11 protein-coding genes are annotated in these 12,280 nt (G+C 67.2%); 9 read left to right on the top strand and 2 right to left on the bottom strand.

Annotation, left to right across the window (positions count from 1 at the left end; translation table 11 throughout):
- The first annotated feature begins 27 nt into the window (after positions 1 to 27).
- Positions 28 to 1,002, top strand: a complete 975-nt coding sequence (locus OG241_RS14870; RefSeq protein ID WP_405815818.1) for a carbohydrate kinase family protein — start codon at positions 28 to 30, stop codon at positions 1,000 to 1,002.
- Positions 1,003 to 1,061: 59 nt separating this feature from the next.
- Here the strand turns inward: OG241_RS14870 and OG241_RS14865 are convergent, their stop codons facing one another.
- Positions 1,062 to 2,438, bottom strand: a complete 1,377-nt coding sequence (locus OG241_RS14865; RefSeq protein ID WP_405815817.1) for a cysteine desulfurase/sulfurtransferase TusA family protein — start codon at positions 2,436 to 2,438, stop codon at positions 1,062 to 1,064.
- Between the two features lie 341 nt (positions 2,439 to 2,779).
- On the opposite strand from OG241_RS14865, the gene coxB reads away from it, so the two are divergent.
- The 4 genes from coxB to OG241_RS14845 all read left to right on the top strand — a co-directional run bounded on the left by coxB (position 2,780) and on the right by OG241_RS14845 (position 7,293).
- Entirely contained in the window at positions 2,780 to 3,772 is a 993-nt protein-coding gene (gene coxB, locus OG241_RS14860; protein WP_405815816.1) for a cytochrome c oxidase subunit II, read from the top strand.
- A complete protein-coding gene (ctaD, locus tag OG241_RS14855) occupies positions 3,769 to 5,505 on the top strand; it encodes a cytochrome c oxidase subunit I (protein ID WP_405815815.1) in 1,737 nt (578 codons plus the stop codon). The genes coxB and ctaD overlap by 4 nt, the downstream gene beginning before the upstream one ends.
- Positions 5,502 to 5,900: a cytochrome c oxidase subunit 4 gene (locus OG241_RS14850; RefSeq protein ID WP_319093509.1), complete on the top strand. Its 399-nt coding sequence runs from the start codon at positions 5,502 to 5,504 to the stop codon at positions 5,898 to 5,900. Before ctaD ends, OG241_RS14850 begins: the two co-directional genes overlap by 4 nt.
- Before the next feature lie 130 nt (positions 5,901 to 6,030).
- The gene (locus OG241_RS14845) at positions 6,031 to 7,293 is read left to right on the top strand and encodes an Ig-like domain-containing protein (protein ID WP_405815814.1); all 1,263 of its coding nucleotides are present in this window, start codon (positions 6,031 to 6,033) and stop codon (positions 7,291 to 7,293) included.
- 92 nt (positions 7,294 to 7,385) lie between these two features.
- On the opposite strand, the gene OG241_RS14840 is transcribed toward OG241_RS14845, so the two are convergent.
- Entirely contained in the window at positions 7,386 to 7,787 is a 402-nt protein-coding gene (locus tag OG241_RS14840; protein ID WP_405815813.1) for a hypothetical protein, read from the bottom strand.
- 188 nt (positions 7,788 to 7,975) lie between these two features.
- On the opposite strand from OG241_RS14840, the gene OG241_RS14835 reads away from it, so the two are divergent.
- The 4 genes from OG241_RS14835 to OG241_RS14820 all read left to right on the top strand — a co-directional run bounded on the left by OG241_RS14835 (position 7,976) and on the right by OG241_RS14820 (position 12,185).
- Positions 7,976 to 8,596, top strand: a complete 621-nt coding sequence (locus OG241_RS14835; RefSeq protein ID WP_044472511.1) for a heme-copper oxidase subunit III — start codon at positions 7,976 to 7,978, stop codon at positions 8,594 to 8,596.
- 81 nt (positions 8,597 to 8,677) lie between these two features.
- On the top strand, positions 8,678 to 9,490 hold the full coding sequence (locus OG241_RS14830) for a c-type cytochrome (RefSeq protein WP_405815812.1): 813 nt from the start codon (positions 8,678 to 8,680) through the stop codon (positions 9,488 to 9,490).
- Complete coding sequence (locus tag OG241_RS14825; protein WP_405815811.1) at positions 9,487 to 10,545, top strand: Rieske 2Fe-2S domain-containing protein; 1,059 nt, start codon at positions 9,487 to 9,489, stop codon at positions 10,543 to 10,545. The genes OG241_RS14830 and OG241_RS14825 overlap by 4 nt, the downstream gene beginning before the upstream one ends.
- The gene (locus OG241_RS14820) at positions 10,542 to 12,185 is read left to right on the top strand and encodes a cytochrome bc complex cytochrome b subunit (RefSeq protein WP_405815810.1); all 1,644 of its coding nucleotides are present in this window, start codon (positions 10,542 to 10,544) and stop codon (positions 12,183 to 12,185) included. The genes OG241_RS14825 and OG241_RS14820 overlap by 4 nt, the downstream gene beginning before the upstream one ends.
- The last annotated feature ends 95 nt before the right edge of the window (positions 12,186 to 12,280 follow it).

Below are 12,280 nucleotides of genomic sequence, written 5' to 3'. Positions count from 1 at the left end.
TCACCCTCGCAGGAGAGTGTCCTCGCCGTGCGTATCGCAGTCACCGGCTCCATCGCCACCGACCACCTCATGACCTTCCCCGGCCGTTTCGCCGACCAGCTCGTCGCGGACCAGCTGCACACGGTCTCGCTCTCCTTCCTGGTCGACAACCTCGACGTACGCCGGGGTGGCGTGGGCGCGAACATCGCCTTCGGCATGGGCCAGCTCGGCACCAGGCCGATCCTGGTCGGGGCCGCCGGCGCCGACTTCGACGAGTACCGCGCCTGGCTGGAGCGCCACGGAGTGGACACCGAATCGGTGCGGATCTCCGAGACGCTGCACACCGCCCGTTTCGTGTGCACGAACGACGCCGACCACAACCAGATCGGCTCCTTCTACACCGGCGCCATGAGCGAGGCCCGGCTGATCGAGCTGAAGACCGTCGCCGACCGCGTCGGCGGCCTCGACCTGGTCTCGATCGGCGCGGACGACCCGGAGGCGATGCTCCGCCACACCGAGGAGTGCCGCACGCGGTCCATCCCGTTCGCCGCCGACTTCTCCCAGCAGATCGCCCGCATGGGCGGCGACGACATCAAGGTCCTGCTGGAGGGCGCCGCCTACCTCTTCTCGAACGAGTACGAGAAGGGCCTCATCGAGTCGAAGACCGGCTGGTCCGACGCGGAGATCCTCGCCAAGGTGGGCACTCGGGTGACCACCCTCGGTGCCCGTGGCGTACGCATCGAGCGCGTCGGCGAGGAGCCGATCGAGGTCGGCTGCCCGGACGAGGAGGCCAAGGTCGAGCCCACGGGTGTCGGCGACGCCTTCCGCGCGGGGTTCCTGTCCGGTCTGGCCTGGGGCGTCTCCCTGGAGCGTGCCGCGCAGGTCGGATGCATGCTGGCGACTCTCGTCATCGAGACGGTGGGTACGCAGGAGTACACCCTCCGGCGGGCCAACTTCATGGACCGCTTCCGCAAGGCGTACGGCGACGACGCCGCGACCGAGGTTCAGGGGCATCTGGGCTGATTCGTAGTCCGCGGGTGCGTGGGGGGCTGGTCGCGCAGTTCCCCGCGCCCCTGAGTGGGTCAGCTTGTCCGGCGGATCAGGTATGCCGTTCCTTTTTCCGCCGGCTCCTCGCCCACGTATTGCTGCCCCCGCATCTCGCACCACGCCGGGATGTCCAGGCGGGCCGCCTCGTCGTCCGAGAGGACGCGGATCGTGGCGCCCACCGGGACATCGCCAATGACCTTCGCGAGCTCGATCACCGGGATCGGGCACCGCTTGCCGAGGGCGTCCACGACGAGCGCGCCCTCCTCCCGTACCGTCACCGGAACCGGCGCGCCCAGCTTCTCCCGTACGGTCGCCACCGCGCCCGGCAGCACGGAGAGGAACCGGTCGACCTCCTCGGCCGGGGTCCCGACCGGCAACGACACCCGCACGTTGCCCTCGCTGAGCACCCCCATCGCCCTCAGCACATGGCTCGGCGTCAACGTGCTGCTCGTACAGGACGAGCCGGAGGAGACGGAGAAACCGGCGCGGTCCAGCTCGTGCAGCAGAGTCTCCCCGTCGACATAGAGACAGGAGAAGGTGACGACACCGGGCAGCCGCCGCACCGGATCGCCGACCACCTCCACGTCCGCCACCAGCTCGGGCACGCGCGCCCGGATCCGCTCCGTCAGTTCCCGCAGCCGCGCCGCCTCCTGGGCCGCCTCGGCCCGCACCGCGCGGAGCGAGGCCGCCGCCGCGACGATCGCCGGCAGGTTCTCGAACCCGGCCGCCCGCCCCGACTCCCGCTCGTCCGAGGGCCCTTTGACCGCGAACCGCACGCCCTTGCGGACGGCGAGCAGTCCGACCCCCGCCGGCCCACCCCATTTATGGGCACTCGCGGTCAGCAGCGACCAGGGCCCCGCGACCGCCGCCCACCCCAGCGACTGCGCCGCGTCCACCAGCAATGGCACCCCGGCCGCCCGGCACACCTCGGCCACCTCCGCCACCGGCTGCTCGGTCCCCACCTCGTGGTTGGCCGACTGGAGACACGCCAACGCCGTGTCGGGCCGTACGGCGGCCTCGTAGGCCTCGACGGCCACGGCACCGGCGCGATTCACGGCCACAGTCGTCACCTCGCCGCCCGTCGCCTCCCACTCCTCCGCCGAATGGAGGACAGACGAGTGTTCGACGGCTGACACGATCAGGTGCGACCCGACGCGCCGCCGCCCCGCGAGAGCCCCCGCCACACCGGTGTGCACGGCCCGTGTACCCGACGACGTGAACGTCAGCTCATCGGACCGGCATCCGACCGCCTCGGCAGCAGCCTCCCGAGCGGCATCCAACAACATCCGAGCCCGCCGCCCCTCCCTGTACAAACGCGCGGGATCCGCCCACCCCTCGTCCAGGGACGCCAGCAGCGCCTGCCGGGCAACAGGGTGAAGGGGAGCGGAGGATGCAGCATCGAAGTAGGACACAGACCAACGCTAAGTCCTCAACAGGGGGTACGCGGTCCCCCCGAAGGGGCGCGGGGAACTGCGCGACGAGCCACAACGCACCCGCACCCGCCGTACGACCCGAACCCCCACCCCAATAGGCGCCCGACCTCACGTCAGAAGCCCCCCAACCCCGCCCATCCCACCCCTTGGGGGTGACCCCCGGCGCGTTGGGGACCCTCCCCGCGCGACCCCAAATTGCGTCCAGTAGGGTTTGGTCCGCATAAACATCCAAACCCCTGCCCGACGCAGGGCGGCGACCGACCACCGAGTAGGCAGGCCGCAGCCAATCCGCGCGGGCGAGACTCTCGGGAAGGCGCTACGTGAGTCCCAACGGCTCCGACCTCCCCCACGCCCTGGGGGGCGCGGGCGGTACCCCCACGCCGCGGCGCCCGTTGCGGCGGAAGCTGCTGCAGGCATTGACTGCGGGCCTGGTCCTGGCGACCGCGACCGGTTGCACATACAAGGACTTCCCCCGCCTTGGTATGCCCACCCCGACCACGGAAGAGGCTCCGCGGATCCTCTCCCTGTGGCAGGGATCCTGGGCAGCCGCGCTCGCCACCGGCGTGCTGGTCTGGGGCCTGATCCTGTGGAGCGCCATGTTCCACCGGCGCAGCCGCACCAAGGTCGAAGTACCTCCGCAGACCCGGTACAACATGCCCATCGAGGCGCTGTACACCGTGGTTCCGCTGATCATCGTCTCGGTGCTCTTCTACTTCACGGCACGTGACGAGTCGAAGCTCCTCGACACCTCCAAGAAGCCCGACCTCACGGTCAACGTCGTGGGCTTCCAGTGGAGCTGGGGCTTCAACTACATCGAGCAGGTGCCGGGTTCCAACGGGGACGCGAACACCGACCCGAACCTGGCCGCCATTCCGGACCGGTTCAAGAAGGACTTCCCGGCGGCAGCCGGCGGCGTCTACGACGTCGGCACGCCCGGTACGAAGAACCCGCAGACCGGCAACCCCGGCCCGACCCTCTGGCTCCCCAAGGGCAAGACGGTCCGCTTCGTCCTCACCTCGCGTGACGTCATCCACTCCTTCTGGGTGGTGCCGTTCCTGATGAAGCAGGACGTCATCCCAGGCCACACCAACGCCTTCCAGGTGACCCCCAACAAGGAGGGCACCTTCCTGGGCAAGTGTGCGGAGCTCTGCGGCGTCGACCACTCCCGGATGCTGTTCAACGTGAAGGTCGTCTCCCCCGAGCGCTACGAGCAGCACCTCAAGGAACTCGTGAAGAAGGGGCAGACCGGTTACATTCCCGCCGGCATCGCGCAGACGAGCCACGAGAAGAACCGGGAGACGACAAACCTGTGAGCATCCTCAACGAACCCCAGGGTGCCGCCGCAGCTGAGGACTCGTACGAGAACGAGCTGCCGGTACGGCGCAAGCGGCCCGGCAACGTGGTCATCAAGTGGCTCACCACCACCGACCACAAGACGATCGGCACGCTGTATCTGGTGACGTCGTTCGCGTTCTTCTGCATCGGCGGTGTGATGGCGCTGCTCATGCGCGCCGAGCTGGCCCGGCCGGGTCTGCAGATCATGTCGAACGAGCAGTTCAACCAGGCGTTCACGATGCACGGCACGATCATGCTGCTGATGTTCGCGACGCCGCTGTTCGCCGGTTTCACCAACTGGATCATGCCGCTGCAGATCGGCGCCCCCGACGTCGCGTTCCCGCGGCTGAACATGTTCGCCTACTGGCTGTACCTGTTCGGCTCGACCATCGCGGTCGGCGGGTTCCTCACGCCCTCGGGCGCGGCCGACTTCGGCTGGTTCGCCTACTCGCCGCTCTCCGACGCCGTGCGCTCCCCGGGCATCGGCGCCGACCTGTGGATCATGGGTCTGGCCTTCTCCGGCTTCGGCACCATCCTCGGCGCGGTCAACTTCATCACCACGATCATCTGCATGCGCGCACCGGGCATGACCATGTTCCGCATGCCGATCTTCGTGTGGAACGTGCTGCTGACCGCGGTCCTCGTCCTGCTGGCCTTCCCCGTTCTCGCCGCCGCGCTCTTCGCGCTGGAGGCGGATCGGAAATTCGGCGCACACATCTTCGATGCCGCCAATGGTGGTGCCCTGTTGTGGCAGCACCTGTTCTGGTTCTTCGGGCATCCAGAGGTGTACATCATCGCGCTGCCGTTCTTCGGCATCATCTCCGAGGTCATCCCGGTCTTCTCCCGCAAGCCGATGTTCGGCTACATGGGCCTGATCGGCGCGACCATCGCCATCGCGGGTCTGTCCGTGACCGTGTGGGCCCACCACATGTACGTCACCGGCGGTGTACTGCTCCCGTTCTTCTCCTTCATGACGTTCCTCATCGCCGTACCGACGGGCGTGAAGTTCTTCAACTGGATCGGAACGATGTGGAAGGGGTCACTGAGTTTCGAGACCCCGATGCTCTGGGCCACCGGCTTCCTGATCACCTTCACCTTCGGTGGTCTGACCGGTGTCATCCTGGCGTCGCCGCCGATGGACTTCCACGTCTCGGACTCCTACTTCGTGGTGGCGCACTTCCACTACGTGGTGTTCGGCACCGTCGTGTTCGCGATGTTCTCCGGCTTCCACTTCTGGTGGCCGAAGATGACCGGCAAGATGCTCGACGAGCGCCTCGGCAAGATCACGTTCTGGACGCTGTTCATCGGCTTCCACGGCACCTTCCTCGTCCAGCACTGGCTGGGCGCCGAGGGCATGCCGCGCCGGTACGCGGACTATCTCAACGCGGACGGTTTCACCGCGCTGAACACGATCTCGACGATCAGCTCGTTCCTGCTCGGTCTGTCCGTGCTGCCGTTCCTCTACAACGTGTGGAAGACCGCGAAGTACGGCAAGAAGGTCGAGGTCGACGACCCCTGGGGTTACGGCCGTTCGCTGGAGTGGGCCACGTCCTGCCCGCCCCCGCGGCACAACTTCCTCACCCTGCCGCGGATCCGCAGCGAATCCCCGGCGTTCGACCTGCACCACCCTGAGATCGCAGCGCTGGACCAGCTGGAGAACGCCGGTCACGGCGAGAAGGCTCTCGCCGGCGGCAAGGAGGCGGGCAAGTGAAGGTCCAGGGCAAGATGTTCATCTGGCTCGCCGTCTTCGTCCTCGCCATGGCGATTGTCTACGGCGTGTGGTCGAAGGAGCCGGCCGGCACCACGGCGCTCTTCCTGGCCTTCGGCCTGTGCATCATGGTCGGCTACTACCTGGCCTTCACGGCCCGGCGGGTCGACGTGGGCGCCCAGGACAACAAGGAAGCGGACGTCGCGGACGACGCCGGCGAGGTCGGGTTCTTCAGCCCGCACAGCTGGCAGCCGCTCGCGCTGGGCATCGGTGGCGCGCTCCTGTTCCTGAGCGTCGCGATCGGCTGGTGGCTGGCGTTCTTCTCGGCCCCCATCCTCCTGATCGGCCTGTGGGGCTGGGTCTTCGAGTACTACCGCGGTGAGAACCGCACCCAGTAACACGCTCAGTGCTCAGGGGAGCCCGGACACTCCGTCAGGAGAGTCCGGGCTCCCTCTTTTGCCACACCCTCGTTCCCTCGCACGGATCACCCGCCGCGCCGAGGCCGCCGCACGTTCTTAGCGTGAGGGCATGAGGCACTCACCGCGTAACCGTACGGTCGTCAACTGCACCCTCCTGGTGGCCGCCCTGGGCGCGTCCGCCACCGCCTGCGGCTCCGACGGCCATCCCCTCTCGGCGGAGCCGTACGACGCCGCTGACCAGATCTCCTTCGGCGGCTCCGTCGGCCACGGCAAGAAGGCCGACCCCGACAAGCCCCTGGAGGTCACCTCCGACGACTCTGACGACCGCATCACGGACGTCACGGCCGTCGACGCCGCCGGACGCTATGTGGCGGGCGAACTCTCCGCCGACGGCAGCCGCTGGCACAGCACCTCCCCGCTGGCCGCAGGCGCCCGCTACACGGTCCGGGTGAGCACGGAGGACGAGGACGGCGCCCCCGGCCGCGAGACGCGCACCTTCGACACCAGCAGGCCGACCACCAAGAAGCGCCTGAACGTCACGTTCGGCCCCAAGACGGGCACCTACGGCGTGGGTCAGCCCGTGACGGCCCAACTCAGCGAGCCCGTACGGGGAAAGGCGCAGCGCGCGATAGTCGAGCGCGCCCTCAAGGTGGACTCGACCCCCACCACCGAGGGCGCGTGGCACTGGGTGGACGACAAGGAACTCCACTACCGGCCCAAGGAGTACTGGCCCGCCAAGGCCACCGTCCAGGTGCGCAGCAACCTTCCCGGCCTCAAGATCGCCGACCGGCTCTGGGGTGGCCAGGCCAAGCCCCTGAAGTTCACCACCGGTGACCGGGTGATAGCCGTCACGGACGCGTCGTCCCACGAGATGACCGTCTACAAGAACGACAAGGTGATCAACACCATCCCCGTCACCACGGGTAAGCCCGGTTTCGACACCCGCAACGGCGTCAAGGTCGTACTGGGCAAGGAGTACTTCGTACGCATGCGCGGCACCAGCATCGGCATAGCCGAGGGCAGTGCCGACTCGTACGACCTGCCCGTCTACTACGCCACCAGGGTCACCTGGAGCGGCGAGTACGTCCACGCCGCCCCCTGGTCCGAGGGCTCCCAGGGCTCCGCCAACGTCAGCCACGGCTGCACCGGCATGAGCACCGGCAACGCCAAGTGGTTCTTCGACAACGTCCGCGAAGGTGACGTCGTCAAGGTCGTCAACTCCGACGGCAACACCATGGAGACCTTCGGCAACGGCTTCGGCGACTGGAACCTGGACTGGCAGAAGTGGCAGGGCGGTAGCGCCCTCACCACCACTTCCCCAGAGGGCTCAAACCCAGCCAAGCAGGTCCGCCTGACCCCGGAGAGCATCTGACGAGGGGCGCGGGTCCCCACCAGGGGCGCGGGGAACTGCGCGACAAGCCACAGCGCACCCGCACCCGCCGAACAACCGTGCCCCAGACCCCACTAGGCGCTCAAGGCCCGCCGACCCCGCAGCAAAGAAGCCAACGCCGACGCGAACTCCACCGGATCCACCGGCAAGGTGACCGCCGCGTCGGCCCGACTCCACGTCGCCAGCCACGCATCCTGCGGCCGCCCGATCAGCAACAGCACCGGCGGACACTGGAAAACCTCGTCCTTGATCTGCCGGCACACCCCCATGCCCCCCATGGGCACGGCCTCCCCGTCCAGCACACACAGGTCGATCCCGCCCTTGTCCAGTTCCTTCAGGACAGCGGCGGGCGTCGCGCACTCGAGGAACTCGACCAGGGGAACGTCGGGAGCGGGTCGCCGTCCCGTCGCCAACCGCACCTGCTCGCGGGTGTTGGAGTCGTCGCTGTAGACCAGCACCGTGGCGGTCGGCTGCATTGTTCCTCCGAGACATCAGCGTCGTACGGACAGACGGACCGGGTCCGTTGGGCCGGATGCTACTCCTTCGGACCCTCCGTCTGAACACCGCTTCAAAGGCCGTCCGATGGGCCATACGGGCTGGACACACCCCACAGACACCCCGAACGGCACCCCCCGGCGTGAGGGCGGGATAAGCGACCGACATAATGTCGGTCGTGGCGACAGCAACGACAGTAGAAACCGGGCACGCGCACCCGTCGGTCAACCGGCCGAACCTCACCAGCGTCGGAACCATCATCTGGCTGAGTTCCGAGCTGATGTTCTTCGCGGCCCTCTTCGCGATGTACTTCACCCTGCGATCGGTGACCGGTCCGGATCACTGGAAGGAGATGGCGTCAAGCCTGAACTTCCCGTTCTCCGCGGCGAACACCACGATCCTGGTGCTCTCATCCCTCACCTGCCAGCTCGGCGTGTTCGCCGCCGAGCGCGGTGACGTGAAGAAGCTCCGGATGTGGTTCATCGTCACCTTTGTCATGGGTGCGATCTTCATCGGCGGCCAGGTCTTCGAGTACACCGAGCTGGTCAAGAAGGACGGGCTCTCGCTCTCCTCCGACCCGTACGGCTCGGTGTTCTACCTGACCACCGGCTTCCACGGAATGCACGTGACGGGCGGTCTCATCGCTTTCCTGTTCGTCCTCGGCAGGACGTACGCGGCGAAAAGGTTCACCCATGAACAGGCGACCGCCGCGATCGTCGTGTCCTACTACTGGCACTTCGTCGACGTCGTCTGGATCGGGCTCTTCGCCACGATCTACATGATCAAGTAGCCGGGCCCGCCCGATCCTCACATCGGGTCCGCCCGATACCTCCCAGACTCGACGCTGAAGATCCTGACACCGGGGTAATCCGTGAAAAAGCTCTCCGCACGACGACGCCATCCGCTGGCGGCGGTCGTCGTCCTACTCATCGCGCTGGCGGCCGTCGGGGGGCTGTACGGCACGCTCGAACCCACGAGCAAGGCAGTGGCCGATGAGACCGCCCAGTCCCTCACCATCACCGAGGGGCAGAGGCTGTACTCCGTGGGCTGCGCAAGCTGCCACGGCACCGGCGGTCAGGGGTCCTCCGACGGTCCGAGCCTGGTGGGTGTCGGCGCCGCGGCGGTCGACTTCCAGGTCTCGACCGGCCGCATGCCGGCCGCGACCTCGCAGGGCGCGCAGATCCCGAAGAAGAAGAACATCTACTCGCAGGCGCAGATCGACCAGCTCGCGACGTACATCGCGTCGCTGGGCAGCGGTCCCTCCGTGCCGACCGAGGAGCAGTACGGGCCCGACGGAGCGGACATCGCCAAGGGTGGCGAGCTGTTCCGCACCAACTGCGCCCAGTGCCACAACTTCACCGGCAAGGGCGGTGCGCTCACGCACGGCAAGTTCGCCCCGGACCTTGAGGGTGTAGCCCCGAAGCACATCTACGAGGCCATGCAGACCGGCCCGCAGAACATGCCGTCCTTCCCCGACACGACGCTGTCGGAGAAGAACAAGAAGGACATCATCGCGTACCTCGACGCGGTCAACGGCGAGGACACCGTGGAGCCCGGCGGCCTCGGCCTGGGCGGTCTCGGACCGGTCAGCGAAGGCCTGTTCGGCTGGATCTTCGGGCTCGGAGCGCTCATCGCGGTCGCCGTCTGGGTCGCCGCTCGGACCGCAAAGGCCAAGAAGTCATGAGTAGCCAAGACATTCCAGAAGGGAACCTGCCCGCAGTGCAGGAAACCGAGCACGGCGCCGTCGGTGTCGCGGACGAGAAGAACCCGTTCGCGGACCCGGGGCTGCCGCCCCACGAACACCGCGTCCAGGACATCGACGAGCGGGCCGCCAAGCGGTCCGAGCGTGCGGTCGCCTTCCTGTTCACGCTGTCGATGCTGGCCACCGTCGCCTTCATCGTCTCGTACGTGGCGATCCCGTCGGACAAGTCGATCTACGTCTTCCCGATCGGGCACCTCAGCGCGCTGAACTTCGCGCTGGGCCTGTCCCTCGGGATCGCGCTCTTCATGATCGGCGCGGGCGCGGTCCACTGGGCCCGCACCCTGATGTCCGACGAGGAGCTCATCGCCGAGCGCCACGAGATCGCGGCACCGCCCGAGGTCCGGGCGCAGGTGATGGCCGACTTCAAGCAGGGCGCCAAGGAGTCCGCGATCGGCCGGCGCAAGCTGGTCCGCAACACGATGTTCGGCGCGATGGCCCTGTTCCCGCTCTCCGGCGTCATGCTGCTGCGCGACCTCGGCCCGCTGCCCGGGACCAAGCTGCGCCACACCATCTGGTCCAAGGGCAAGCTGCTCGTCAACATGAACACGAACGAGCCGCTGCGTCCCTCGGACGTCGCGGTCGGTTCGCTCACCTTCGCCAAGCCCGAGGGCCTGGAGGAGCACGACGAGGAGTTCCAGACCGAGATCGCCAAGGCCGCCCTGATGATCGTCCGTATCCAGCCGGACAACATCAAGGACAAGCGCGAGCTCGAGTGGTCCCACGAGGGAATCGTGGCGTACTCGAAGATCTGCACCCACGTCGGTTGCCCGATCTCCCTGTACGAGCAGCAGACGCACCACGTGCTCTGCCCCTGCCACCAGTCCACCTTCGACCTCTCCGACGGCGCCCGGGTGATCTTCGGCCCCGCCGGTCACGCTCTGCCGCAGCTGCGCATCGGCGTGAACGACGACGGCTACCTCGAGGCGCTCGGCGACTTCTCCGAGCCCGTCGGTCCTGCCTTCTGGGAGCGCGGATGAGTACTACGGCAAACACGGACGCGCGCTCGTCGCGCGAGAAGGCACCCGCCGGCGAGCGCGTCGCCGACTGGGCCGACGGCCGGCTGGGGATCTACTCCCTGGCCAAGGCCAACATGCGCAAGATCTTCCCGGACCACTGGTCCTTCATGCTCGGTGAAGTCTGCATGTACAGCTTCATCATCATCATCCTCACGGGTGTGTATCTGACCCTGTTCTTCCACCCGTCGATGAACGAGGTGGAGTACCACGGCAGCTACATCCCGCTGCAGGGCCAGCTGATGTCCGAGGCGTTCAACTCGACCATGCACATCTCGTTCGATGTGCGCGGTGGTCTGCTGATCCGGCAGATCCACCACTGGGCGGCGCTGATCTTCCTCGCCGGCATGTTCGTGCACATGATGCGCGTGTTCTTCACGGGTGCGTTCCGCAAGCCCCGTGAGGTCAACTGGCTGTTCGGGTTCCTGCTGTTCGTCCTGGGCATGTTCACCGGGTTCACCGGTTACTCGCTCCCGGACGACCTGCTCTCCGGCACCGGTGTGCGCTTCATGGAGGGCGCGATCCTGTCCGTGCCGGTCGTGGGCACGTACATGTCGTTCTTCCTCTTCGGCGGCGAGTTCCCGGGCGGCGACTTCGTGGCCCGCTTCTACTCGATCCACATCCTGGTGCTGCCGGGCATCATGCTCGGGCTGATGGTGGCCCACCTGATCCTGGTCTTCTACCACAAGCACACGCAGTTCGCGGGCCCCGGAAAGACCAACAACAACGTCGTCGGTATGCCGTTGCTGCCGGTCTACATGGCGAAGGCCGGAGGCTTCTTCTTCCTGGTCTTCGGTGTCATCGCGGTCATCGCGGCCATCGCCTCGATCAACCCGATCTGGGCCATGGGCCCCTACCGTCCGGACCAGGTGTCGACCGGCGCCCAGCCCGACTGGTACATGGGCTTCTCCGAGGGTCTGATCCGTGTCATGCCGGGCTGGGAGTTCAACATCTGGGGGCACACGTTGGCCCCGGGTGTGTTCATCCCGCTGACGATCGTCTTCCCGATGGTCCTCGTCGTGATCGCGGTCTACCCGTTCATCGAGTCCTGGATCACCGGCGACAAGAGCGAGCACCACATCCTGGACCGCCCGCGCAACGCGCCGACGCGTACGGCGTTCGGTGTCGCGTGGATCACCTGGTACATGGTGCTGCTGATCGGCGGTGGGAACGACCTCTGGGCCACCCACTTCCACCTGTCGCTCAACGCGATCACCTGGTTCGTGCGGATCTCCTTCTTCGTCGGTCCGGTCATCGCGTTCATCATCACCAAGCGGATCTGCCTCGGCCTCCAGCGCCGCGACAAGGACAAGGTGCTGCACGGCCGCGAGTCGGGCATCATCAAGCGCCTGCCGCACGGTGAGTTCATCGAGGTGCACGAGCCGCTCAGCCAGGAGGCCCTGCACACGCTCACCGCGCACGAGCAGTACGCGCCGGCCCTGATCGGTGCGACGGTCGACGAGAACGGCGTCGAGCGCAAGGTGAAGGGCGTGGAGAAGCTGCGCGCCAAGCTCAGCAAGTCGTACTACGGCGAGGACAGCCAGATCGCCAAGCCCACCGCCGAGGAGTACAAGGAGATCACGAGCGGCCACGGCCACCACTGATCACCTCGCTTCGCCACACACGGCAGAAGGGCCCCGTCCGTACCTCGGACGGGGCCCTTCGCCGTGTCGCCGGGCTGGATAGGGTGTCCCCATTC

It is taken from the genome of Streptomyces sp. NBC_01390 (genome assembly GCF_045040105.1).
GTDB lineage: Bacteria > Actinomycetota > Actinomycetes > Streptomycetales > Streptomycetaceae > Streptomyces.
Note: the sequence above shows the minus strand (reverse complement) of the source record. Positions and strands in the feature narration are given on the sequence as shown.